22 protein-coding genes are annotated in these 22290 nt (G+C 72.4%); 11 read left to right on the top strand and 11 right to left on the bottom strand.

All coding sequences use genetic code 11. The features are described from left to right. Nucleotides 1-270, bottom strand: a 270-nt coding sequence (locus tag J4557_RS09950; protein WP_208266166.1) for a hypothetical protein, incomplete at its 3' end; no start/stop codon positions are given. Between J4557_RS09950 and J4557_RS09945 the strand changes: the two genes are divergently transcribed. Further along, nucleotides 248-823: a dihydrofolate reductase family protein gene (locus J4557_RS09945; RefSeq protein ID WP_208266164.1), complete on the top strand. Its 576-nt coding sequence runs from the start codon at nt 248-250 to the stop codon at nt 821-823. The genes J4557_RS09950 and J4557_RS09945 overlap by 23 nt on opposite strands. A 277-nt stretch (nt 824-1100) precedes the next feature. Here J4557_RS09945 and J4557_RS09940 read toward each other — a convergent pair whose 3' ends face one another. Beyond that, complete coding sequence (locus J4557_RS09940) at nt 1101-2087, bottom strand: ArsR/SmtB family transcription factor (protein ID WP_208266163.1); 987 nt, start codon at nt 2085-2087, stop codon at nt 1101-1103. Between the two features lie 73 nt (nt 2088-2160). On the opposite strand from J4557_RS09940, the gene J4557_RS09935 reads away from it, so the two are divergent. Continuing rightward, entirely contained in the window at nt 2161-3435 is a 1275-nt protein-coding gene (locus tag J4557_RS09935; RefSeq protein ID WP_208266162.1) for an MFS transporter, read from the top strand. 50 nt (nt 3436-3485) lie between these two features. On the opposite strand, the gene J4557_RS09930 is transcribed toward J4557_RS09935, so the two are convergent. The 5 genes from J4557_RS09930 to J4557_RS09910 form a co-directional block, all read right to left on the bottom strand. Further along, entirely contained in the window at nt 3486-5147 is a 1662-nt protein-coding gene (locus J4557_RS09930; protein WP_208266161.1) for a SulP family inorganic anion transporter, read from the bottom strand. Beyond that, nucleotides 5140-5820 carry a GAP family protein gene (locus J4557_RS09925; protein ID WP_208266159.1) on the bottom strand — a complete coding sequence of 227 codons (681 nt, stop codon included), beginning with the start codon at nt 5818-5820 and terminating at the stop codon, nt 5140-5142. Before J4557_RS09925 ends, J4557_RS09930 begins: the two co-directional genes overlap by 8 nt. A gap of 228 nt (nt 5821-6048) precedes the next feature. Continuing rightward, on the bottom strand, nt 6049-7086 hold the full coding sequence (locus tag J4557_RS09920) for an LLM class flavin-dependent oxidoreductase (RefSeq protein ID WP_243775495.1): 1038 nt from the start codon (nt 7084-7086) through the stop codon (nt 6049-6051). Nucleotides 7087-7338: 252 nt separating this feature from the next. After that, nucleotides 7339-7575 (bottom strand): VOC family protein, encoded by a 237-nt coding sequence (locus J4557_RS09915; RefSeq protein WP_344407149.1) that lies wholly within the window; start codon nt 7573-7575, stop codon nt 7339-7341. Between the two features lie 151 nt (nt 7576-7726). Continuing rightward, the gene (locus J4557_RS09910) at nt 7727-9154 is read right to left on the bottom strand and encodes an MFS transporter (RefSeq protein WP_208266158.1); all 1428 of its coding nucleotides are present in this window, start codon (nt 9152-9154) and stop codon (nt 7727-7729) included. Nucleotides 9155-9337: 183 nt separating this feature from the next. Between J4557_RS09910 and J4557_RS49420 the strand changes: the two genes are divergently transcribed. After that, the gene (locus J4557_RS49420) at nt 9338-9964 is read left to right on the top strand and encodes a TetR/AcrR family transcriptional regulator (protein ID WP_243775494.1); all 627 of its coding nucleotides are present in this window, start codon (nt 9338-9340) and stop codon (nt 9962-9964) included. Nucleotides 9965-10262: 298 nt separating this feature from the next. Here J4557_RS49420 and J4557_RS09900 read toward each other — a convergent pair whose 3' ends face one another. Further along, nucleotides 10263-11147: a CU044_5270 family protein gene (locus tag J4557_RS09900; RefSeq protein ID WP_208266157.1), complete on the bottom strand. Its 885-nt coding sequence runs from the start codon at nt 11145-11147 to the stop codon at nt 10263-10265. Then, the gene (locus tag J4557_RS09895) at nt 11140-11712 is read right to left on the bottom strand and encodes an RNA polymerase sigma factor (protein ID WP_208266156.1); all 573 of its coding nucleotides are present in this window, start codon (nt 11710-11712) and stop codon (nt 11140-11142) included. Before J4557_RS09895 ends, J4557_RS09900 begins: the two co-directional genes overlap by 8 nt. A 274-nt stretch (nt 11713-11986) precedes the next feature. On the opposite strand from J4557_RS09895, the gene J4557_RS09890 reads away from it, so the two are divergent. Then, entirely contained in the window at nt 11987-12331 is a 345-nt protein-coding gene (locus J4557_RS09890) for a PadR family transcriptional regulator (RefSeq protein ID WP_243775493.1), read from the top strand. Continuing rightward, complete coding sequence (locus J4557_RS09885) at nt 12328-13203, top strand: hypothetical protein (RefSeq protein WP_208266154.1); 876 nt, start codon at nt 12328-12330, stop codon at nt 13201-13203. The genes J4557_RS09890 and J4557_RS09885 overlap by 4 nt, the downstream gene beginning before the upstream one ends. A gap of 92 nt (nt 13204-13295) precedes the next feature. Here J4557_RS09885 and J4557_RS09880 read toward each other — a convergent pair whose 3' ends face one another. Beyond that, nucleotides 13296-14291 (bottom strand): CU044_5270 family protein, encoded by a 996-nt coding sequence (locus J4557_RS09880; protein WP_208266153.1) that lies wholly within the window; start codon nt 14289-14291, stop codon nt 13296-13298. Beyond that, the gene (locus J4557_RS09875; protein ID WP_208266152.1) at nt 14288-14785 is read right to left on the bottom strand and encodes a SigE family RNA polymerase sigma factor; all 498 of its coding nucleotides are present in this window, start codon (nt 14783-14785) and stop codon (nt 14288-14290) included. Before J4557_RS09875 ends, J4557_RS09880 begins: the two co-directional genes overlap by 4 nt. A gap of 451 nt (nt 14786-15236) precedes the next feature. Here J4557_RS09875 and J4557_RS09870 point away from each other — a divergent pair, with 451 nt between their 5' ends. The 6 genes from J4557_RS09870 to J4557_RS09845 all read left to right on the top strand — a co-directional run bounded on the left by J4557_RS09870 (nt 15237) and on the right by J4557_RS09845 (nt 22152). Next, nucleotides 15237-16451: an NAD(P)/FAD-dependent oxidoreductase gene (locus J4557_RS09870; protein ID WP_208266150.1), complete on the top strand. Its 1215-nt coding sequence runs from the start codon at nt 15237-15239 to the stop codon at nt 16449-16451. 186 nt (nt 16452-16637) lie between these two features. Beyond that, on the top strand, nt 16638-18413 hold the full coding sequence (gene acsA, locus J4557_RS09865; RefSeq protein ID WP_208266149.1) for an acetate--CoA ligase: 1776 nt from the start codon (nt 16638-16640) through the stop codon (nt 18411-18413). Beyond that, nucleotides 18410-19513, top strand: a complete 1104-nt coding sequence (gene pdhA, locus J4557_RS09860; protein ID WP_208266147.1) for a pyruvate dehydrogenase (acetyl-transferring) E1 component subunit alpha — start codon at nt 18410-18412, stop codon at nt 19511-19513. The genes acsA and pdhA overlap by 4 nt, the downstream gene beginning before the upstream one ends. Further along, nucleotides 19510-20538 carry an alpha-ketoacid dehydrogenase subunit beta gene (locus J4557_RS09855; RefSeq protein ID WP_208266145.1) on the top strand — a complete coding sequence of 343 codons (1029 nt, stop codon included), beginning with the start codon at nt 19510-19512 and terminating at the stop codon, nt 20536-20538. The genes pdhA and J4557_RS09855 overlap by 4 nt, the downstream gene beginning before the upstream one ends. After that, nucleotides 20531-21913: a dihydrolipoamide acetyltransferase family protein gene (locus J4557_RS09850; RefSeq protein WP_208266144.1), complete on the top strand. Its 1383-nt coding sequence runs from the start codon at nt 20531-20533 to the stop codon at nt 21911-21913. The genes J4557_RS09855 and J4557_RS09850 overlap by 8 nt, the downstream gene beginning before the upstream one ends. Beyond that, complete coding sequence (locus J4557_RS09845; protein WP_208266142.1) at nt 21910-22152, top strand: acyl carrier protein; 243 nt, start codon at nt 21910-21912, stop codon at nt 22150-22152. Before J4557_RS09850 ends, J4557_RS09845 begins: the two co-directional genes overlap by 4 nt. Nucleotides 22153-22290: the final 138 nt, after the last annotated feature.

The following is a 22290-nucleotide window of genomic DNA, read 5'->3' as shown; positions in this document are numbered from 1 at the left end:
CCGCCGGGTAATTTCGCGCGAAGGCGTACCCGCATGCTCCTCATCAACACCCGCGGGCCGCGGGGCCCGCTCGACCGCGGCCGCCACGGCCAGAGGCGGCACGTCCGCTGTGGCGGTGGACCGCCTCCGCCAGGACGCGCGGGCGAGCGCCACGTAACGGGCGATCCACAGGTCACCGATGAGTTCGGCCAGCCCGCCGAGTCGTAGACAGCGAACCGAGAACACCGACGGAGAGAAGGGGTACCCCATGGCACAGGTGATCTGCGACATGTCCATCTCGCTCGACGGGTACGTCACCGGCCCGAACGACAGCCGCGAGAACCCGTTCGGTGACGGTGCCTGGATGCTGCACAAGTGGATGTCCGACCAGGCGACCGAAGAGGATCGGGCCATCCTGAAGCAGGTGGCCGAAGACTGGGGCGCGGTGGTGATGGGCCGCAGGTCATTCGAGAAGAACGAGGGGGAGGGCGGCTGGGGCGAGGGCGGCCCGATGGGCGATGTCCCGTGCTTCGTGGTCACTCACCGAGCACCGACCAGGCCGTACCCGCCTGTGTTCACCTTCGTCACCGACGGGGTGGCCGGCGCGATCGAGCAGGCCGGTGAGGCGGCGGGCGACAAGGTCGTCGGGCTGCACGGCGCGACCGTCATGCAGCAGGCGCTCCCGCTCGGCCTGGTCGACGAGATCCGCGTGCACGTGATCCCGGTCCTGGTCGGCGGCGGTACGCCGTTGTTCGGCGCGCTCGACTCGTCGATCACCCTCGAACGCACCCGCGTGATCGCGACCCCGGCGGCGACCCACCTCTCCTACCGCGTCGTCCGCTGACCGCCAGGGACGATCGTGTCGCCGAAGGACACCACGAAGTCGATCCGGATCGCGTACCGATCCGCCCCGATCCCCGCCTCCGGTAACCCGCCTGCGGACAGCCGTCAGCGGTGAGAACGATCCTGGCGTTCCGCTGGGGATCCCCACAGGAGCACCGACCGGCCGAGACAGCCGCCCCGTGCGGGCGCGTAGTTCTCGGCGAGCGCGGCGTTCGTGGTTGCCCCGCACAGCCTTGGTGCTCAGCTCAACGGTGATGTGGAGCGTGGCGCTCCGTCCCTCAGGTGCCGGCGGCCGTGAGGAAGGCTTCCGCGACGGCCGTGCGAGTGTAGAGAACGTACCTGCCGCTGCGCCGAGCGGTGACGAGACCGGCCGCTCGCAGGGCGGTGAGCTGCTGGGAGACCGCGCCGGGTGAGAGCCGGAGGCGGCGTGCGAGTTCGGTGGTGGAGGCGGGCGAGGTCAGGGCGGTGAGCAGCATCGCCCGTGTGGCGCCGAGCACTCCGGCGAGCGCATCCGGTGCGGCCGGACGGTCGGCGGTCCACAGCAGGCCCACGCCGCGCGTCGGGTAGCGCACGGTGACCGGCCACACGGGGCCGGTCTTGACGAGGACGCGTGGCCAGGCGAAGGCCGACGGCACCAGCACGACGCCCCGTCCATCCAGCCGGTGGGCCGCGGAGTGGTGGACCAGCCGGATCGACAGGGTGTCACCGCGCCAGCGGATCGCGGGGTCGAGCGCGTTGAGCAGCCGGGCGGGCCCGCCGTCGGTCTGCTCCCGCGCGCGGTACAGCACGTCGGCCTCCAGCAGTGCCCGCACGCGCGGCCAGTCCTCGGCCAGGGCCGCCTCCCAGAACGCGCGGATCTCCCTGGCGAGCCGATCCAGCCCGCTGGACGGGCGGGCGTACAACTCCCGCAGCGACGCGATCGGGACGCCGCGGGTCTGGTTCAGCTCGGCACGCACCTCCGCCGCCGGGACGGCACGTAGCGCGGCGAGTTCGTCGTCCAGATCGGGGGAGGGGACGGCGGGCGTCGGGGCGAGGAAGGACGGCAGCGCCCGGGGAGGCGGCGGCACCAGCGCGTCCAGCAGCGCGATGCGTCCGGACGAGCGCAGTTCGGCGATGCGGGGCGCCGCGACCGCGAGCCAGGGCCGGTGCAGCACATGCGCGGCGGGCCGCCGCAGAGTGCGCAGCGCGGCCACGCACTCCCACAGGGGTGAGTACGCGAACCGGGTGCGGGCCAGGTCGCCCGTGGAGAACTCCAAGTCCAGCATGGGGCCTCCCGACGGATTCCGGCCAGTCTAAATCGATTCCGGCTCGGCCCTTCCGGCGGTGACGCTGGGCGGCATGCCGTATCGAGGCGTGTTCGCCGTCCAGCCCTTCCGCCGTGTCTTCGCCGCCGCCGCTGTCAGCGAGATCGGCACCCAGATCAGCTATGTGGCCGTTCCGCTGGTCGCGGTGGTGGCGCTGCACGCTTCGCCTGGTGACGTGGGGGTCCTCGCCGGGCTGAGCACGGTCGCGTTCCTGGCCATCGGCCTGCCGGCGGGCGCGTGGGTGGACCGGATGCGGCGCCGCTGGGTGATGGTGGCCGCGGATCTGGCCCGCGCCGTCCTGCTCGGCTCGATCCCGCTCGCCTGGTGGCAGGGCGTCCTGTCCATGGCGCAGTTGTACACGGTGGTGCTGGCGACCGGTGCGGCCACGGTGTTCTTCGACATCGCCAAGCTCAGCTATCTACCGCAGGCCGTCGGCCGCGGCCGTTTGGAGAACGCCAACGCCCACCTGGTCATGCTGGACGCGGCGGGAGACATCGGCGGCCGCGGCATCGGCGGGTACCTGGCTCAGGCGCTGTCGGCGCCGGTGGCGGTCGGATTGGACGCGCTGACGTACCTGTGGTCGGCGGCGTGCCTGCTGGGCATCCGCGGCCGCGAGCCGGCGCCGGCGCCGGTGCCGCGCGGGCGGCTGACCCACGACATCCGCACCGGCCTTCGCTACGTGCTCGGCCACCCGGTACTGAGGCCGATCCTGCTGGAGGGCGCCTGCACGAACCTGTCGATCCAGCTCACCGTGACCATGCTGCCGGTGGTGTTCATCCGCCGGCTCGGATTCTCCGGCGCGGCGCTCGGCGGCTTCCTGGCGTCCGGCGGTGTGGGCCTGCTCGCCGGGGCGATGGCCGCACGCCGCATCGGCGGCCGGCTCGGCCAGGGCCGCGCGCTGTGGGGGACCAGCCTGGCGCTGGCACCCGCAGGCCTCCTCGTGCCCTTGGTCGGACGCGGCCCCTGGATGTGGCTCGCCGGAGCGGCGTGGCTGGTGACAGCGGCCAAGGTCGGAATCGACAACGTCATCAAGGTGAGCTTCCGCCAGCGGATCACCCCCGGAAACCTGCTCGGCCGAATGAACGCCACGTTCCGTCTGCTGCTGATGGGAGCCCTGACGATCGGTGGTTTCCTGGCAGGGCTGATCGGTGACCAGGCAGGACCGCGGGCGGTCCTGTGGCTCGGCGCCGCGGTTCCCGCCGTCTCGTGGCTGCTGCTGTTCTTCTCCCCGCTCCGCCGGATGTCCGCCCTCCCGGACACGGCCGGGCTTCCCCGCCCGGCCGCGCTACCCGACCCGGATCGCGCCTGACCATCACTGCCTGCGAACAAGAGTCCGAGCGCGGAGGTGCGGCGGTGAGGTCAGCCGGTTGATTGGAAGGCTTGGGCGGCTGCTTCGTTGGAGTCGTAGAGAGGGATGCCGTCCAGCCCGTAGTGAGTGAGCATGCCGGTGACGGAGGCCGTCACGCGGCTGATCGCGAAGGTGATGCCGCGGTCGGTGAGGGTTCTTGTGACCTCGTGAAGTGTTTGGGCGGCGGTGGTGTCGATGTCGGTGACGGCCTCCGCGTCCAGGACGATCCAGCGGACGCCGTCGCCGGCGAGGGCGAGGACCTGATTCTTGAAGGTGGTGGCGTTGGCGAAGAACAGCTGGCTTCCGAAGCGGTAGATGACCAGGCCGGGGGCGGCCTGTGCCGGGGTACCCGGCTCGGGGTCCGGTGAGGTGCGCAGGTAGTGCCCGTTCGGGCCGGCCTGAAGGGTGGCGGTGGCGGGGCGCGCGGCACGGCGGACGACCTCGACCGCCGACAGCAGGAACGCGACGATGACCGCGGTGAGGGAGCCGAGGACGGGGACGCCGAGCGCGCAGCCGGCGGCGATCCAGAATTCCGAGCGGCGCAGCCGCCAGAGCCGCGCGAACGCGGGCACGTCGATGAGCCTGACGACGGCGACGGCGACGATCGCGGCCAGCGCGGTGCTCGGCAGGTAGGCGAGGATCCCGCTGAAGAAGGTGACCAGGACGGCGACGAGGACGGCGCAGGTCAGGCTGGGGATCTGGGAACGGGACGCGGCGGCGTCCATCGCGGCGGTGCGGGACGCGCTGGAGCCGACCGTCATGGACCGGGTGAGTCCGGCGGCGATGTTGGCGAGGCCGAAGGCACGCAGCTCCTGGTCGGCGTCGATGGGGTAGCCGCGTTGCTCGGCGTAGCGGCGGGCGGTGAGCAGGCCGTCGGCGAGGGTCACGGCGCAGATCGCGATGGCGCCGGGGACGAGCGCGGCCCAGTGGGCGAGCGAGACGCGCGGCCAGTGCGGGGTCGGCAGTCCGGACGGCACCTTGCCGAGAATGGCGACCCCGTGCCGGTCCAGGCCGGTGGCGGCGACGACGGCGGTGGCGATGACCAGCGCGATGAGCGGGCCGGGCCAGGCGGGGGCGAGGCGCCGCAGCAGGACGATCACCGCCATGGTCCCGAGGCCGACGGCGACGCTCCAGCCGCGGGCGTCCGGGACCTGGGTGATGATCTGCCACAGCTTCGGGAAGTAGTGGTCGGCGGTGGTCTTGACGGCCAGGATCTTCTCGGTCTGGCTGGTGAGGATCTCGATGGCCAGTCCGGCGATGAATCCGACGAGGACCGGCTCGGACAGGAAGTCGGCCAGGAAACCGAGCCGGAACACCGCGAACAGCAGGAAGACGACGGCGCAGAGCAGCGCCTGCGCGTAGGAGAGCTCGACGTACTGCCGGCTGCCGGGTGCCGCGACGATCGCGGTGAGCAGTGAGGCGATGAGCGCGGCGATGGGCGCGTCCGGGCTGGCGACGAGCTGGCGGGACGAGGACAGCAGCGCGAACACCAGGAGCGGGACGATCGCGGCGTAGAGCCCGACGACCGGCGGCAGCCCGGCGATCTGCGCGTAGCCGATGTTCAGCGGGATCGCCAGAGCCGCGAGGGTGACGCCGGCGAGGACCTCGCGCGACAGCGCGCCGCGGCGGACGCCCGCGATCCCGGTGGCCAGCCAGGCGGGCCGGTCAGCCAATGAGCCCGCCGATGCCCTTGCCGATCAGGACGACGCCGATGACCAGGAGCAGCACGACCATGACCGTGGTGTTGTTGCGCTCGAGCCAGGTCCTCAGGGAGTCCAGCGGCCGGCGCATGCGCTCGGTGTCGGCGACGTAGACGATGACGGGGACGGCCACGCTGCACACCGCGATCACGGTGAAGACGGCGACGGCCACGATCTGGTCGCCGACGCTCAACTCTCCCTCGCTGATGGCGATCCCGGCCGCGACGCACATCATCAGGTTCTTCGGGTTCACCGCGGACAGCAGGACGCCCAGCGACGCCGCCTTGACGGGGGTGAAGGTGTCGATGGCCTTCATCCACTCCGGCATCTCGGCCTGCTCTCCGGGATGGGGACGGGCGGTGAACTGCTTGGCGGCAAGGATCAGCAGCAGCACGCCCAGCAGCAGCTTGATCCAGGAGACTCCGGTCTTGGGGTGCCCGGACGAGGCGTTCATGCCCAGCCCGTTGGCGATCAGCAGGAGCACGACGGTCACCGCGAGCACACCGCCGACCCAGCCCGCCAGGAAGCCGAGACCCGTGACGCGGGCGCGCGGCGCCAGCAGCATGAGGATGACCGCGATGATGGGGATGGGGCTGATCGCCACCCCGATCGCCAGCGGCAGCAGCGTCCCGATGACCTCGCCCATGTCGCCCCCGAACCCGCCGGTAATGGTCGCCGGACTATCGCAATACCCACTTCGATCAAGGCCGAATACCGCCCGGAGAGCTTTCTTGGACCCTCGCATTCATCTCCTTTGCGAGGGTCCCCGTCTCCTAAATCGACGCAAAAATAAAGGGGTCACTATTGCAACGGACGGTCATGGATGCGCAACATCGCGAGGGCCGGCCCGTGACGGGCGGGGCCGGCTGTTTCCTCAGCGCCAGCCGAGTTCGGGTGCGACGTGGGTCAGGATGTTCTCCAGGACGTGCGCGTTGTAGTCCACACCGAGCTGGTTGGGGACCGTGAGCAGCAGGGTGTCCGCGGCCTGGATGGCCTCGTCGCCGGCGAGCTGCTTGACCAGGGCGTCCGGCTCGGCCGCGTACGAGCGTCCGAAGACCGCCCTGGTCTTCTCATCGATCATTCCGATGTGGTCGCCCGAGTCGGCGTTCCGGCCGAAGTAGGCGCGGTCCAGGTCGCTGGTCAGCGCGAAGATGCTGCGGCTCACCGAGACGCGCGGCTCGCGTCGGTGTCCGGCGTCCTTCCACGCCTGCCGGTAGGCCTCGATCTGCTTGCGCTGCTGGACGTGCAGCGGCTCGCCGGTCTCGTCGTCCTTGAGCGTGGAGCTTTGCAGGTTCATGCCGAGCTCGGCCGCCCACACGCTGGTGGCGTTGGAGCTCGACCCCCACCAGATGCGGTCGCGGAGCCCTGCGGAGTGGGGCTCGAGGCGCAGCAGTCCGGGTGGATTGGGGAACATCGGCCGCGGATTCGGCTGGGCGAAGCCTCTGCCCTGCAGCACCGTGAGCAGTACCTCGGTGTGCTTGCGTGCCATGTCGGCGTCGGTGTCGCCCTCGGGCGGCTCGTACCCGAAGTACCGCCACCCGTCGATGACCTGTTCCGGCGATCCCCGGCTGATGCCGAGTTGCAGCCGTCCGCCGGAGATCAGGTCGGCGGCCCCGGCGTCCTCGGCGAAGTACATCGGGTTCTCGTACCGCATATCGATCACGCCGGTACCGATCTCGATGCGCGAGGTCTTCGCGCCGATCGCGGAGAGCAGCGGAAAGGGAGAAGCCAGTTGCCTGGCGAAATGGTGCACCCGGAAATAGGCGCCGTCGGCGCCGAGTTCCTCCGCGGCCACGGCGAGATCGATCGACTGCAGCAGTGCGTCCGCCGCCGACCGCGTCCGCGAGCCCGCACCGTCACTCCAGTGACCGAAGGAGAGAAAACCGATCTTCTTCACACCGGCGTCAACCATCCCAGCGCCTGTGAGATTCCAGCACGGCCGACCCGCGGTCCCCGAGCACGCAGACGGCATCCGCCCGGTGCTCGGCGCCTGGCATCGGGCGGACGCCTCTGCGTTGGAGGGAACCGCTCGAGAGGGAGGGGCTCCCAGCCTCCTCCATCGCGATCCTGCCCCTGAGGCGGGCCAGTGCCGCACCGAGGCAGTGACGGCCGCCGAGCCCGAAGGTGCTGGCCCCGAGTACCCGTGCACCGACCTCGTGGTGCGTTAGATCGTCCGGCCGGTCAGGTCGCGGGTGAGTATCTCCATGAGGTGTCCGTCGGGGTCGGGGAAGTAGACGCCGCGGCCGCCGGTGCGGGAGCGGTAGATCTCGCCCGGGAGGTCGCCGTTGGGAGCGGCGTGATAGCGGAGCCCGGCCGCGGTGATCCGGGCGAAGATCGCGTCGAAGTCGTCCTCGGAGACGAGGAACGCGTAGTGCCGCATGGGGTCGTCGGCGAGGTCCATGTAGTCCAGCGTGACGCCGTTGCCCAGGGTGAGCGGGGCGAACCTGGCGACGTTCGGGGCTGGTCGGTATGCCGAGGATTCCGGCGAGGAAGCCGGCGGAGGCGTGCTTGTCTCGTGCGGGGACGATCGTGTGGTTGAGCTGGATCGGCATTCAGGTTTCCTTTCTTGCCGTCTGCGTGCGGGGCGTCTGCTCGGGCTCGGGTCGTGGTCGTGGTGCGGGAATGAGGAAGTAGACGAGTACGGACATAACGGCGAGCAGGCCGGTGGCCCAGGCGGTCGCGGTCGCGTACCCGTGGACGAGCGCCGCCCGGTGCAGGCCGGGGGCGGCGGGGTGTGCGGCGAGGTAGGTGGCGGTGGCGGTGACCGCGAGCGTGTTCAGGACGGCCGTGCCGATGGAGCCGCCGACCTGGGCGGCGGCGTTGATCATGGCCGAGGCGACCCCCGCCTCCTGCTGGCCGACGCCGTGGACGGCGAGTCGGAAGGCCGGCGGGAACAGCGCGCCCATGCCGGTCCCGATCAGTACCTGGGCGGGCAGGACGGTCGCGAGGTACCCGCTGTCGGGGGTCAGCCGGGCGATGAGGGCCAGCCCGGACGCGGCGACCAGCAGGCCGCCGGCGATCAGCGTCCGCGGCGGCAGGAGCGGCATCAGCCGGTTGCCCAGCTGGTAGCCGCTGACCGCGTTCGCCAGCGTCATCGGCAGCACCGCCAGCCCGGTGCGGACGGGCGAGTAGTGCAGGACCACCTGCAGGTGATAGGTCAGGATGAGGAATGTCCCGAACGCTCCGACGACGGCGGAGGCGACGGCGAGGTAGGCGCCGGCATGGCCGCGGTCGGCGAGGATGCGCAGCGGGAGCAGGGGGTCGGGAATCCGTGCCTGCCGCACGGCGAACACGGCCACCAGCGCGACCCCGCCGACCAGTGCGCCGATCACGGTCGGCCGCCCCCAGCCGCCCGCGGCGGCCTGACTGCAGCCGAACACCACGGCGGCGAGCCCGCCGGTGGCCAGCACGGCCGAGGCGGCGTCGACGCCGGCGGCGCCGAAGCGAGGCGGATCGGGCAGGACGAAATGGCCGAGGCCCAGCACCGCACCGGTGATGGCCACGTTGACGAACAGGCACCATCGCCAGTCGAGGAGGTCGGTGAGCACGCCCCCGGCCAGCAGCCCGGCCGCCGCGCCGCTGCTGGCCACCGCCCCGTAGATGGCGAACGCCCGGGTCCGCTCCCGCTGTTCGGTGAACGTGACCGCGATCATCGACAGCACGGTCGGCGCGATCAACGCGGCGAAGGCCCCCTGCAGGGCGCGCCCGGCGGCCAGGACCGGCAGCGTCGGCGCCAGCCCGGCGAGCAGCGAGGCGACCCCGAATCCGGCGACCCCGAGCCGGAACGATCGGCGCCGTCCGAGGGCGTCGGCCACCCGTCCGCCGAACAGGAGCAGGCCGGCGAAGCACACGGTGTAGGCGGTCACCACCCACTGCCGCTGCGCGTCGCTGAACTCCAGCGCCCGCTGGGCCGAGGGCAGCGCGATGTTCACGATCGTGGCGTCCAGCGCGGTCATCAGCTGCGCGGTGGCGATCACCACCAGCGTGAACCAGCGACCCGCCGGCCGGCCTCGCCCTCCCGGCCGGGTTTCGCCTGTGGGACATGCGTCGGTCATCGCGTTCCACCGCCCAATAAGCGAAGGGGTATCCTTCGTTTAGGTTAAGCGAAGGACTTCCCTCCGTCTAGTGGGATAGGGTGAGGCCGGGTCAGGAGGGGGAGGCGGATGCGAGCCGACGCGCGCCGTAACCAGGAGCGGCTGCTGGAGGCGGCACGGGACGTCTTCGTCGAGCAGGGTCCGGGCGCGTCGCTGGAGGAGATCGCCCGGCGCGCCGAGGTGGGAATCGCCACGCTGTACCGGCGCTTCAAGGATCGCGGCACGCTCATGCATGCCGTCGTCCTCCACGCGTTGACCGGCACCATCGAAGCCGTGCGACGAGCCCGGCAGGACCATCCCGACCCGCTCGACGCGCTGGCCGCCTACGTCCACGCCGTCCTGGACCTGCGGACCTCGGCGGTGATCCCGACGCTGCTGGGCGCGCTCGATCTGGACGAGCCGCACCTCAAGGCCGCCCGCACCACCTCGGCGCGGCTCGTCGAGGAACTGCTGGAGGAGGCCCACAGAACCGGCGGGCTCCGCGCAGACGTCGACTTCGGCGACATCGGCCTGCTGCTCACCCGGCTGTCCCGGCCACTGCCCGGAGCGATTCCCGACGAGACGCAGAACGCCCTGGCCCACCGGCACGCCGACATCTTCCTCGCCGGCCTGCGCGCCGACCCGGCGGCCTCACCCCTCGGCGGCCCCACCCTGAAGCTGGCCGACCTGCAACGACTCCAGCACGGCACCCGATGAGGCCACCACGGCCGTCCCCGCGTCCAGATGCCGCCGACGGACCGTACAGCCCGCCCTTCCCGCCGCACAGCCCCAGTCCTGGACGGGGCTTCGATTCCGTTCGACCCGGGCCGCCGCCGACCGGCCGTAGTCCTCGAGAAAGCATCGCCTCCACGGGCCTGCACCAGCGTCCCCGCGATCTGCGCCGACCGACGGACCCGCCCGTCTCACTGGTCCGGCGCCGCAGGGCGGCCGGAACCAGTGAGACGGGCTTTGACGCCGGGACCCGCCAGGCGCCGAGTGAGCCGTTCGCAGCCGCCTACCGGGGCGGGGTGTCGGTCCAATACGCGATGACGGTCGCGCCGCCCGGCTCGTTGATCAGCCCTTCGGCGCCGTCCATGGTCACGAGGAAGTCGGTGCCGCGGATACGCCCGGTCGCCGGATCGACGACCAGCCGCCGGCCGCCGATCGACAGCCCCTCGCCGCCCTGGACCGGCCCCAGGCTCCGGACATCGGGCATATCGGCGATCGCGCGCAACGCCGCCGCCCTGACCTTCGGCGGCGCGGGCAGTTCGCCGACCAGCGCGACCAGCGAGTCGAACGCCAGCCTGCGCCGGTCGCCGGCGGTCAGGGCGCCGCTGCTCGTCCTGGCGTCACTGTGGCGGACGGCCCGCTCGATCCACGCACGCAACGCCGCGGGCTCCGTCGGGAGCGACCGCAGCCGCGCGGCGGTCACCTGCTCTCCGGCCAGTCTGAACGGCCTCGGCGGCCGCACCTCGACCAGCTTCCCGGGCGCCTTCGCGCTGCGTGTCCAGGAGCGGTCGTCGGTCTGCCAGGTCTCTGCCAGCGTCCTGCCGCCGATCACCGTCTTGACGTACCAATAGGTACCGGACGTCTCGGGTGATCTCGCAGCCGTGCCGGCCGCCGCGAGCAGAACCTGCCTTCCTCCCGCCGGCGCGGACACCGAGGGCGGCCCATGCGGCCCCTCCCCGGGCGTGGCGTCACCCGACGCCACCACCACGGCGGCCGCGGCCACCGCGGCCGCCAGCCCGAGCCCTGCGCCCCCTGCCATCAATGCCTTGCGGCGGTCGCGGACCGGCCCGGTCCGCATCCGGGTCCGCAGCCGGTCCATGCTCCGTCCCGCTGCCTCGTCCGATGCCTCCGGCGGCGCCAGCAGCGTGCCGACCAGTTCGATCTCATCCATGAACGTTCTCCTCCTCGATCAGTGCGCGGAGCTTCGTGCGGGCCCGGCTCAGCCGGGAGCCGACCGTGCCCGACGAGACGCCGAGCGCCTGGGCGATCTCCTCGTAGCCGAGCTGCCCCAGGGCGAGCAGCATCACCGCGTCGCGTTCGCCCTGGCTGAGGGCTGCGAGGCCGCGCGCCAGCTGCGGCAGCATGCGCTGGGCGGTCAGCGAGGTGACCACCTGGTCCTCATGGCCGCCCGCCACCACGTCCGGCCCGACCCGGGCCAGGGCCTTCAAGCGGCGGGCCTCCGCCCGCCGGTGCCGCGCCACCAGGTTCGTGGCGATGCCGAACAGCCACGGCCGCAGCGCGCCCCGCTGCGGGTCGAACCGCTTGCGCTGGTCGAACGCCACCAGGAACGTCTCGGCCGCGATGTCCTCGGCGGTCTGCGCGTCGAGCCGTCCCGCCACGTACCGGTAGACGGGGCGGAAGTACCGGTCGTGGACGGCGGTGAACGCCTCGGGATCCGAAAGGACCTGTTCCGCCAGCTCGGAGTCGGTCCACGGTCGGCCCACGTCCGCGGTCAAGTCGGCGTCTCCATCATGCGGGTCTCCTCAAGTCGACGGATCTTTCCCCCACACTTCGCCGCAGCCCCGATCCTTCTTCCCGTACCGGCAGATGCCCGCCGGCCCGTGCGAGCGCGCCGGTGCGGTGCCGGCCCCCTGAAGACGGCCTTCCGCCCCTCGTGGCCGAGGTCGCCACCGGGTGCGACCTGGGTGATCCGCGGCCTGCTTCGCTTCCCGCCGGGCAAGTTGATCGACTCGGGCACAATACTTCGGCTGCTGATATATCGTCTCCCGTATGGTCAAACGAACCACGGTGATGAGCGAGCCGACGTACTTCGTACTGGCCGCGCTGCTGGACGGGCCCGTGCACGGCTACGGGATCATCAAGCGGGCGCAGGAGCAGTCGGGCGGGCGGGTTCGGCTGGCGGTCGGCACCCTCTACGGAGCTCTGGACCGCCTGGCGAGCGACGGACTGATCGTCGTGGATCGCGAGGAGACCGTCCAGGGCCGTCCGCGTCGCTACTACCGGCTGACCGAGGACGGGCGCCTGGCGCTCACCCGCGAGGCTCTGCGGCTGGAGCAGGCCGCCCGGGTCGTCACGGGCCGCGCCTCCCTGCTGACAGGGGACGCCGGAGCATGAGCGGGGCACTCACCGAAGGCTGGTACCGGCTGTTCCTGCGGGCGTTCCCGTCCGGTCACCGCGCCGAGTACGGGGCTGACATGATCGGCACGTTGCTGAACGGCACCCCGCGCCGCGCTCCCTCGCTGCGGGAGACGGCCGGGCTCCTCAGCGCGGGCTTCGCAGCCCGGGCCCGTGCGGCCACCGCTGTGGCGTGGTGGGCCGACGGGCTGCAACTCGGCCTGCTGGCGCTTGCGCTGGCGAACATGGCCTACGGCATCGCCGACCACTCGTCTCCCTGGTGGCTGGCGGCCTCGGCGGCGCTGGTAGCGGCGTTGCTGCGCGGCTGGGCGCTGGTGGCCCTCCCACTCGCTTTGGCGGTGGCGCTCTCGACCGGTCGGGCCATGCTGCTGGGGACTCAGGCGACGTCCTCGCCGTCGCAGATCCTCGGACCGGCGAACCACAACTGGGTCTCCCTGGCCCCCTACGGCGTGCTGGCGATCGGGGCCGTGGCGCTCGCGGCCGACCGGGCGGCCAGGCGGCGGCCCCTGCGTGCGCGGCCGCTGTGGTGGCTTGCGATTCCCGCGGCCTCCTTGGTGCTCACCTACATGCCCGGAAACCAGGAGTACGGCGAGATCTGGCAGCTGGTCAGGGCGGGCATCGAGAGCGTCCTTCTGCTCGCCGGGGTGCTGGCCACCGCGACCGCGCGCAGCCCGCGCTGGGCACTGGCGGCGGCCGTCTACGTCCTGCCCGGTGTGGCCTCCCCGCTGTTCAACCCGCCGTCGAACGCGCAGGACACCGGCTACTGGTTGACCCTCATCGCGCTCCTGCTGGCCATGGTCGCCACAGCATGGCGACCCGAGCCCGTCCCCGAACGCCGCCGTCCGCGATAGCCGAAACAGCCGAACGCAGACCCGCGCCGTCATCGGACGCAACGGCGAAGGGGCCTGCCTCGCCGGATCCGGCGAGGCAGGCCCCTTCGTTCCTAGCGCTGCCCGGCCCGGTCGACGAGCTTGGTGACCACGCGGGTGAGGGAGTACATGACGGTCCCCACCGGGACGTTGTACCGGGGGTCCTTGCCCTTCATCTTGGAGACCGGGGCGTTGCGGCCGGTGTTGACCCTCCGCTGCGCCACCATCTGGTATGTGGCCGGGTCCAGCAGGAACTGCTCACCGAACCCGTGGGACAGCGCGATGGCGGACCGCCCGGCGCCGTCCTTGACGTTCCGGTCGACCTGGACACTGGGGATCGCGGCCAGCACCCGGTAGAGGGCGGCCTGCGTCGCCGGCGGCATGGTGACGGGCGCGTCCCACAGCATCTGGGCGGCGACGCGGAAGGCCTGCCCGTCCCGGTCCTTGACCATCCGGTCCCGGACGGGTGTGGCGTCCACCTCCTTGTAGACCAGGGCGCGCAGCGTCCGGGGGTCGCTGGGCAGCGACATCAGGCGGTCGGTCGCGGCCTTGGAGTTCTTGGCTCCCGCGCCCGTGTGGCGGTAGACCACCAGCTTGCCGTTCAGCAGGCTCGCGTCCTGGGAGCCGTCGAGCTTGATCCAGTCCTCCGAGTAGTGCGGCTTGGGGCCGTGCTCGGCGGTGGGCCCCATCTCGACCGCCTTGGTGTACCACCACTGGCTGGGGCGCGGCCTGACGGGCGGGCGCGCCTCGGCCGTCTGCGCGGCCTTGCCCAGCACCTGCGTCGCGCTCACCAGCTGGACGGCGGGCGGCCGCGGCGCGGCCGTCCCGTCACCGCCGGAGCCGACCACGACCACCGCGCCCGCGGCGACGGCCGCGGCCGTCACCGCGGAGGCGGCGATGCCCGCACGGTTGCGGAACCGTCGCCGCCGCCCCCGCGCGATGCCCCCGCTGACGAGCCCGTCCAGCGGCGGCTCCAGTCCTTCGGCGGTGCGCCGCAACGCCTCGGCCAGCCGGTCCTCCACCGCGTTCATTCCCGCTTCCTCCTGCATCTCGTCCCTCTCCCGCGTCATCGGATGAGCTCCTCGAACTCCTCGCCCAGCGCCTCGCGGAGCCTGCCCAGCGCCCGCATGCTGCGGTTGCGCACCGCCCCGCCGCTCAGCCGCAGCGCGGACGCCACGTCCTCCACGCTCATGTCCTCCCAGTAGCGCAGGACCAGCACGGCGCGGTCCTGCGGGGGAAGCTGCGCGAGGCCGTTCAGCAGCGTCACGCGGAGCGCCTGGTCGGCGTCGGCGGAGGCCGTCTCGGGCAGTCGCCGCGACGGCGTCTCCCGGTTGCTGTGCTTGCGCACGTGCGACATGTAGGTGCGCATCAGGACGGTCCGCGCGTAGGCGGCCGGGTTGTCGGCGCGCCGCACGCGCCGCCACGACGCGTAGAGCTTTCCCAGCGTCGTCTGCACCAGGTCCTCGGCCAGGTGCGGGTCTCCGCACATCAGGCAGGCGGTGCGGAACAACGAGGCGCCGCGCGCGGCGGCGAATTCGTGAAATCCATGCGGATCTTCGGCCATCGGGCCTTCCCAGCGTCGTCCGTCGGTTCGTCCCTACAGACGCCGCGAGCCGATCGTCTTGTCACAAACGAAACGGGGTGGATGCGCCGCCGGCGGGTCCGTCCCCTCGTTTCGCGAGCTCAGCCGGTGAAGTAGCGGCGCGGGTTCGAGCGGCTCCGAGGCCGAACCAGTCCTGGAGGTGGCGCTGCCCATCGGGGACGGGGCCTGCAAGGGGCCCGTTCGCGAACTCGTCCGCATGGGAGGGGGTTCCCGTCAGGTTGGAGTTCCCGCGCAGGATTCGCAGGATAGCGGGGCACAGGGCGGACGGGGCGTTGGTCGCTCGCGAGGCCTGCTGCGCGTGGTGCAGCCGGGAGCGGACGTGCGTGCCGAGCGGGGAACCGGGGGTAGCACGGTCCGCGGCGGGCATGGTGAGGGACGGATTCCGGCCGTAGCGGAACTCGGGGGTGGGCAGATGTCCGATGGCGTGATCGTCGTGGGGGCCGGGCTGTCCGGGCTGGCCTGTGCGGTGCGGCTGCACGAGGCCGGTGTGCCGGTGCGGGTGCTGGAGGCGTCGGACGGAGTCGGCGGCCGGGTGCGCACCGATATCGTCGAGGGCTTCCGTCTCGACCGGGGCTTCCAGGTCTTCAACACCGCCTATCCGGAGGCACGGCGCGTTCTCGACCTCAAGGCACTGGACCTGCGGTCCTTCGCTTCGGGCCTGCTGGTCTTCCGCGAGGGACGGCGCGAGCGCGTGATGCTGCCGTGGCGGCATCCCGGGCAGGCGCTGAGCGGTGCCCGCGCCGACGTCGGGTCCGTCCGGGACAAGGCCGCGCTGGCCGCGATGACCGCACGCGACCTGGCCGCCCCGGGCTCCCGGGTCCGGGACGGCACCGAACGCGACACGCGCGAGGAACTGCGCCACTGGGGCATCTCGGACGAGATGGTCGAAAAGCTGCTGCGCCCGTTCCTCGCCGGGGTGCTGTTGGAGCGGGAGCTGGAGACCTCCAGCCGCTTCTTCCACCTGATCTGGCGGTCCTTCGCGCGCGGCACCATCTGCGTCCCCGCGCTCGGCATGGGCCGGATGCCGGAGCAGCTCGCCGCCCGGCTTCCGGACGGAGCGGTGTCGTTCGGTACGCCCGTCCGGCAGGTCACCGACGACGGCGTGGAGACCGGCGACGGCGACGCGATCGAGGCCGCGGCCGTGGTCGTCGCCGCCGACCCGGCCGGCGCGGCCGCGCTCGTGCCCGAGATCGAGGCTCCGGTGATGCGCCCGGTCACGACCTACTACCACGTGGCCCCGCGGTCTCCGCTGAAGGAGCCCGTCCAGATCCTCGACGCCGAGGGGATCATCACCGACACGCTCGTCCTCACGGACGCGGCCCCCGAGTACTCGCCGGACGACCGGGCGCTCATCTCGACCTCCGTCCTCGGCATCGACGCCGACGCGGCGCGGGTGCGCGACCGGCTGGGCGAGATCTACGGCGACACCTCCGGCTGGCGCCCGATCGCGTCGTACCGGGTCGAGGCCGCCCTCCCGGCGATGCCGCCGCCCATGCCGCTGCGGCGCCCGGTGCGGTTGCGCGCCGGGCGGTACGTCTGCGGCGACCACCGCGACACCGGCTCCATCCAGGGCGCCCTGGTGTCGGGACGGCGAGCCGCCGAAGCCGTCCTGGCCGACCTGCCCTGAGCCATCGTCGGGGGCGGCTGTCGCACAGCCGATCGATGCACGTCCGCCTTCGGCCTCGCCCGGCTGGGTGGGCCTCCTCCCTCAGCGAGGGACCAAAGTCCCGGTGCGAGATGCCAGTTGTCCGCTGCCGGCGCCGGGGGGCCGTGGTTAGACAGGAAGGTGATGGCGAGCTGCTGAGGTGAACCTATGGGCTGGGAAACGATCCATAAGGCAGAGCATCACGGCCTCCCTCCGAATCTGGAGGACTATGCCGAAGCCTGTGCCCGCTTTACCTGGGAGCAGGCCCGCAAGGCGCTGGACGGGCTGCCGAGCGGACGGGGCCTCAACATCGCCCACGAGGCGGTCGACCGGCACACCGCCGGCCAGCTGCGCGACGAGACCGCTCTGCGCTGCCTGGACAAGCGGGGAACGGTCACCGATCTGACCTACGCACAGCTCCAGGGGGAGACCAACCGGTTCGCCAACGTCCTGCGAGCGCTCGGTGCGGGCAAGGGCGACCGCGTGTTCTCGCTGCTCGGGAGGGTCCCCGAGCTGTACGTGGTGGCGCTGGGGACGCTGAAGAACACGAGCGTGTTCTCGCCGCTGTTCCCGGCGTTCGGGCCCGAACCGATCCGCGAGAGGCTCGGCCTCGGCGACGGGAAGGTGCTGGTCACCAGCCCCGAACTGTACGCGAGGAAGGTCGCGCCGATCCGGGACGAGCTGCCGGGACTGGCGCACGTCCTGATCGTCGGCGGCTACGACGTGCCGCCCGGCACGATCTCCTTCCGCGAGATCATGGAGGACGTCGCACCGGTCTTCGAGATCCCCCCGACCGACCCGGAGGACCCGGCCCTCCTGCATTTCACCAGCGGCACCACGGGGCGGCCGAAGGGCGCGCTGCACGTGCACGAGGCGGTCGTGGCCCACCACGCCACCGCGGAGTTCGCGCTCGACCTGCGCGCGGGCGACGTGTTCTGGTGCACCGCCGACCCGGGGTGGGTCACCGGCACGTCCTACGGCATCATCGCCCCGCTCACGCACGGGGCGACGCTGCTGGTCGACGCCGCGGAGTTCGACGTGCGCCGCTGGTACCGGACGCTCGAGGAGCAGCGGGTCACGGTCTGGTACACGGCTCCGACCGCGCTGCGGATGCTGATGCGGTACGGCTCCGAACCCGCCCGCGGCCATGACCTGTCGGCGCTGCGGTTCGTCGCCTCCGTCGGCGAGGCGCTCAACCCGGAGGCGGTCGTGTGGGGCGTGGAGGCGTTCGGGCTGCCGGTCCACGACAACTGGTGGCAGACCGAGACCGGCGCCATCATGATCAGCAACTTCGCGGCGATGGACATCCGGCCCGGCTCCATGGGCCGCCCGATGCCGGGCATCGAGGTCGCGCTGCTGGAGCGGGGACCGGACGGGCGGGCTCTGGGCCGCGCCGACGGCCATGTCAGGGAGGTGGAGGGCCCGGGCGCCGAAGGCGAACTCGCGCTCCGCCCCGGCTGGCCGTCGATGTTCCGCGGCTACCTCCACGAGGACGCCCGGTACGGCGAAGCGTTCGCCGGCGGCTGGTACCTCACCGGCGACGTCGCGCGCCGGGACGCGGACGGCTACTACTGGTTCGTCGCCCGTGCGGACGACGTGATCAAGTCGGCCGGGCACCTCATCGGCCCCTTCGAGGTCGAGAGCGCGCTGATGGAGCACCCTGCCGTCGCCGAGGCGGGCGTCATCGGCCGGCCGGACCCGGTCGCCGGGGAGATCGTCAAGGCGTTCGTGACCCTGCGTCCCGGCTCCGAGCCGAGCGAGGACCTGCGCAGCGAGCTGATCGCCTTCGGCCGGCGGCGGCTGGCGTCGCTGGCGCCCAGGGAGATCGAGTTCGAGCCGCATCTCCCGCACACACGCAGCGGCAAGGTCATGAGGCGGCTGCTGAAGGCGCGGGAGCTGGGGCTGCCGGAAGGCGACGTGTCGACGTTGGAGCGGACACCATGACCAGGACCAGGACCGGGCGAGCGGGCACGGCGAAGGCCGCGTCGAGCCGCCGCGCCCGCAGCGAAGCCGAGAGCGCCCGTGACGCGAGGGCACAGGACGCGAGCGCGCAGCACGCGAGCGCGCATGACGCCGTCGTCGAGCGGCATCGCGGCCTCCTGCGCGAGATGCTGCGGATCCGGCGCTTCGAGGAGCGCTGCGTCGAGCTCTACAGCTCGTCCGACATACGCGGATTCGTCCATCTCTACATCGGCGAGGAGGCCGTCGCCGCGGGCGTCATGCCGGTGCTGGCCCCCGATGACGCCGTCGTGTCGACCTATCGCGAGCACGGGCACGCCCTGGCCCGCGGCGTCCCGGCGGACGCGATCATGGCGGAGATGTTCGGGCGGTCGACGGGCTGCTCGCGCGGCCGCGGCGGCTCGATGCACCTCTTCGACGCCCGGACGCGCTTCTACGGCGGCAACGCCATCGTCGGCGGCGGGCTGCCGCTCGCGGTCGGGCTGGCCCTCGCCGACCGCATGCGCGGCGCCGACCGGGTCACGGCCTGCTTCTTCGGCGACGGCGCGGTCGCGGAAGGCGAGTTCCACGAATGCCTCAACCTGGCCGCGCTCTGGCACCTGCCCGTGCTGTTCATCTGCGAGAACAACCGCTACGCCATGGGGACCTCCCTGCCGCGCGAGCACGCGCAGACCGACCTGGCGTTGCGCGCCTCGTCCTACGGCATGGTCTCCTGGGCCGCGGACGGCATGGACGTCCTCGCGGTCTCCGCCGCTGCGCAGCGGGCGGTCGAGGCGGTGCGCTGGGGCGGCGGGCCGCATTTCCTGGAGCTGCGCACCTACCGCTACCGGGCCCACTCGATGTACGACCCGGACCGCTACCGCGACAAGGCCGAGATCCAGGAGTGGAAGCGGCACGACCCGATCGACGCCCTCGCCGCCCGGATGCGGGCCGACGACGGGCTCACCGACGGGGACCTCGCCGCGATGGAGGAGGAGATCGCCACCGAGCTGAGCGGCGCCGTCGACGCGGCCCGGGCGGCCCCCTCCGAGCCGATCGAGGACCTGACCCGGTTCGTCTACTCCGAACAGGAGGTGCGGCCATGAGCACCACGACGACCCGCCGCGCGGCCGGCGACTCCGCCCGGAGCACGACCGTCACCTATCGCGAAGCGATGCGGGCGGCTCTGCGGGATGCGCTCGCGAGGGACGAGCGCGTCTTCCTCATGGGCGAGGACGTGGGCCGCTACGGCGGCTGCTTCGCCGTCAGCCTCGGGCTGCTCGAGGCGTTCGGGCCCGAGCGGATCCGGGACACGCCCCTGTCGGAGTCCGCCTTCGTGGGGGCGGGGATCGGCGCGGCCCTCGCCGGGATGCGCCCCATCGTCGAGATCATGACGGTCAACTTCAGCCTGCTCGCGCTCGACCAGATCCTCAACAACGCCGCGACGCTCTCCCACATGTCCGGCGGGCAGTTCGGCGTGCCGCTGGTCATCCGGATGACGACCGGGGCGGGCCGGCAGCTGGCCGCGCAGCACTCCCACAGCCTCGAAGGCTGGTACGCGCACATCCCTGGCCTGCGGATCGTGGCCCCGGCGACGCTGGAGGACGCGCGGGGGATGCTGTGGACGGCGCTGGAGTGCCCGGACCCGGTGCTGATCTTCGAGCACGGCTCGCTCTACGGCATGTCGGGCGAGCTGGCACCGGACGCGGGCCCCACCGACATCGACCGGGCACTGGTCCGCCGCCCCGGTTCCGACGTCACGCTCATCACCTATGGGGGGACGCTGCCGAAGACCCTGGACGCCGCCGATGCGCTGGACGCCGACGGTGTCCAGGCGGAGGTGATCGACCTGCGGTCGCTCCGGCCGCTCGACGACGCCACCGTGATGGACTCGGTCCGCAGGACCCACCGCGCGGTGATCGTGGACGAGGCGTGGCGGTCGGGAAGCCTGTCCGCGGAGATCAGCGCGCGCATCACCGAGCAGGCGTTCTACGACCTGGACGCGCCCGTCGGGCGGGTGTGCGGCGCTGAGGTGCCCACCCCGTACGCGCGGCATCTTGAGGAGGCGGCGCTCCCGCAGACCGCCGACGTGGTCGCCGCCGCCCGCCGGGTGGTGAACGGTGATGCCTGACTTCACCATGCCCGCGCTCGGCGCCGACATGGACCGGGGCACGCTCACCGAATGGCTCGTCAAGCCGGGGGACCGGGTGCACCGGGGCGACATCGTCGCGGTGGTCGAGACCGAGAAGTCCGATATCGAGGTGGAGTGCTTCGCCGACGGGGTGGTCGACGCGCTGCTCGTCGAGCCGGGCGTCTCCGTCCCCGTCGGCACACCGCTCGCCCGGCTGGCCCCGGCGTCCGACACGACGGCCGAACCCGCCGAACCCGCCGAACCCGGCCATGCCGGCCCCGGGCGTCCGGTCGAGGCCGAAGCGGCGCCTCCCGCGGCCGTCTCGCCGCCGCAGGACGGCGGCCCGCGGGAAGAGCAGGCCCGTCCTGCGGCGCGCGCCGATCGGACGGCGACCCCGCTCGTCCGCCGTCTCGCGCAGGAGAAGGGCGTGGAGCTCGGCTCCGTGCACGGCACCGGCCATGGGGGCAGGGTCGTCCGGGCCGACCTCGACCGGGCCACCCGCCCAACGGAACGGCTGAGGGCATCGCCCCTGGCACGGCGGCTCGCCGCTGAACTGGGCGTGGACCTGGGGCAGGTCGTGGGGACCGGCGCCCACGGCACCGTCAAAGCCGATGACGTCCGCGCGGCGGCCTCCGGGGGCCCGGCACGAGCCGGTGCGGGACGTGAGGCGAGGCAGGAACGCCCGAAGAGCGAGCCCGAGACCACCGACCGCGCCGCCGCGATGCGCCGCGCGATCGGCCGCCTCATGGCCCGGAGCAAGCGCGAGATACCCCACTACTATCTCGGCACCACGATCGACATGAGCACGGCGGTCGCCTGGCTGCGCGAGCGCAACCGCGAACTCCCCGTGTCCCGCCGGATCCTGCCCGCCGCGATGCTGCTCAAGGCGAGCGCGCTGGGAGCCCGCGAGGTTCCCGAACTGAACGGCCACTGGCGCGATGACGCGTTCGTCCCCGCGGACGGTGTCGACCTCGGCGTCGTCACCGCGATGCGCGGCGCCGGCGTGGCCACCCCGACGCTGCGCGGGGCCGACCGGCTCGCGCTGGCCGACCTGATGGCGGCGCTCAAGGAGCTGCTCGCCCGCGCCCGGACGGGCCGGATGCGCGGCTCCGAGCTCGGCGACGCCACGATCACCGTCACCGACCTCGGCGATCAGGGCGTGGAGTCGGTGACCGGCGTGATCTTCCCGCCGCAGGTGGCGCTGCTCGGCTTCGGCAAGATCGTCGAGCGGCCGTGGGCCGTTGACGGGCTGCTCGGCGTGCGGCCGGTCGTCACCGCGACCCTCGCGGCCGACCACCGCGCCAGCGACGGGCGGACCGGGGCGCGCCTGCTCGCGGCCGTCGACCGCCTTCTGCAGCACCCGGAGGAGCTATGACACCCCAGGAAGCACGCGAACTGGCCGTCCGCTCGCTGACGAAGGTCGCCCCCGACATCGACCCCGACGTGCTCGACGACGGCGCCGATCTGCGCGACGACCTCGGGCTGGACTCCCTCGACTTCCTCGGCTTCGTGGAGGCGCTGAGCGAGGGGTCCGATGTCCGCATCGAGGAGGACGACTACCAGGAGCTGGCCACGCTGGACGGCTCCGTCGACTTCCTCGTCCGCCGGACGTGACTCCGCGGCGCCGCGCTCGCGGGGCCGTTCTCGACGACGTCGGGTGAGGGCGCTCCGCTCGCGAACATCCGCGGCGGAGTCTCCTCCCACTTCATTGTCCAGCGCGGCCCGGGGCTTGCGGCAAGAGCCGGGTCGGCG

Origin of the sequence: Actinomadura nitritigenes (assembly GCF_017573545.1) — a bacterium.
Taxonomy (GTDB): Bacteria; Actinomycetota; Actinomycetes; order Streptosporangiales; family Streptosporangiaceae; genus Spirillospora; species Spirillospora nitritigenes.
This window is presented reverse-complemented; position numbering and strand designations above follow the sequence as displayed.

Excerpts from the sequence above, each read along its gene's own strand:
- J4557_RS09945 (WP_208266164.1), top strand. The coding sequence starts at position 248 with ATGGCACAGGTGATCTGCGACATGTCCATCTCGCTCGACGGGTACGTC.
- J4557_RS09940 (WP_208266163.1), bottom strand. The coding sequence starts at position 2,087 with ATGCTGGACTTGGAGTTCTCCACGGGCGACCTGGCCCGCACCCGGTTC.
- J4557_RS09935 (WP_208266162.1), top strand. The coding sequence starts at position 2,161 with ATGCCGTATCGAGGCGTGTTCGCCGTCCAGCCCTTCCGCCGTGTCTTC.
- J4557_RS09925 (WP_208266159.1), bottom strand. The coding sequence starts at position 5,820 with ATGGGCGAGGTCATCGGGACGCTGCTGCCGCTGGCGATCGGGGTGGCG.
- J4557_RS09920 (WP_243775495.1), bottom strand. The coding sequence starts at position 7,086 with ATGGTTGACGCCGGTGTGAAGAAGATCGGTTTTCTCTCCTTCGGTCAC.
- J4557_RS09915 (WP_344407149.1), bottom strand. The coding sequence starts at position 7,575 with ATGGACCTCGCCGACGACCCCATGCGGCACTACGCGTTCCTCGTCTCC.
- J4557_RS49420 (WP_243775494.1), top strand. The coding sequence starts at position 9,338 with ATGCGAGCCGACGCGCGCCGTAACCAGGAGCGGCTGCTGGAGGCGGCA.
- J4557_RS09900 (WP_208266157.1), bottom strand. The coding sequence starts at position 11,147 with ATGGATGAGATCGAACTGGTCGGCACGCTGCTGGCGCCGCCGGAGGCA.
- J4557_RS09890 (WP_243775493.1), top strand. The coding sequence starts at position 11,987 with ATGGTCAAACGAACCACGGTGATGAGCGAGCCGACGTACTTCGTACTG.
- J4557_RS09885 (WP_208266154.1), top strand. The coding sequence starts at position 12,328 with ATGAGCGGGGCACTCACCGAAGGCTGGTACCGGCTGTTCCTGCGGGCG.
- J4557_RS09880 (WP_208266153.1), bottom strand. The coding sequence starts at position 14,291 with ATGACGCGGGAGAGGGACGAGATGCAGGAGGAAGCGGGAATGAACGCG.
- J4557_RS09875 (WP_208266152.1), bottom strand. The coding sequence starts at position 14,785 with ATGGCCGAAGATCCGCATGGATTTCACGAATTCGCCGCCGCGCGCGGC.
- J4557_RS09870 (WP_208266150.1), top strand. The coding sequence starts at position 15,237 with ATGTCCGATGGCGTGATCGTCGTGGGGGCCGGGCTGTCCGGGCTGGCC.
- acsA (WP_208266149.1), top strand. The coding sequence starts at position 16,638 with ATGGGCTGGGAAACGATCCATAAGGCAGAGCATCACGGCCTCCCTCCG.
- pdhA (WP_208266147.1), top strand. The coding sequence starts at position 18,410 with ATGACCAGGACCAGGACCGGGCGAGCGGGCACGGCGAAGGCCGCGTCG.
- J4557_RS09855 (WP_208266145.1), top strand. The coding sequence starts at position 19,510 with ATGAGCACCACGACGACCCGCCGCGCGGCCGGCGACTCCGCCCGGAGC.
- J4557_RS09850 (WP_208266144.1), top strand. The coding sequence starts at position 20,531 with ATGCCTGACTTCACCATGCCCGCGCTCGGCGCCGACATGGACCGGGGC.
- J4557_RS09845 (WP_208266142.1), top strand. The coding sequence starts at position 21,910 with ATGACACCCCAGGAAGCACGCGAACTGGCCGTCCGCTCGCTGACGAAG.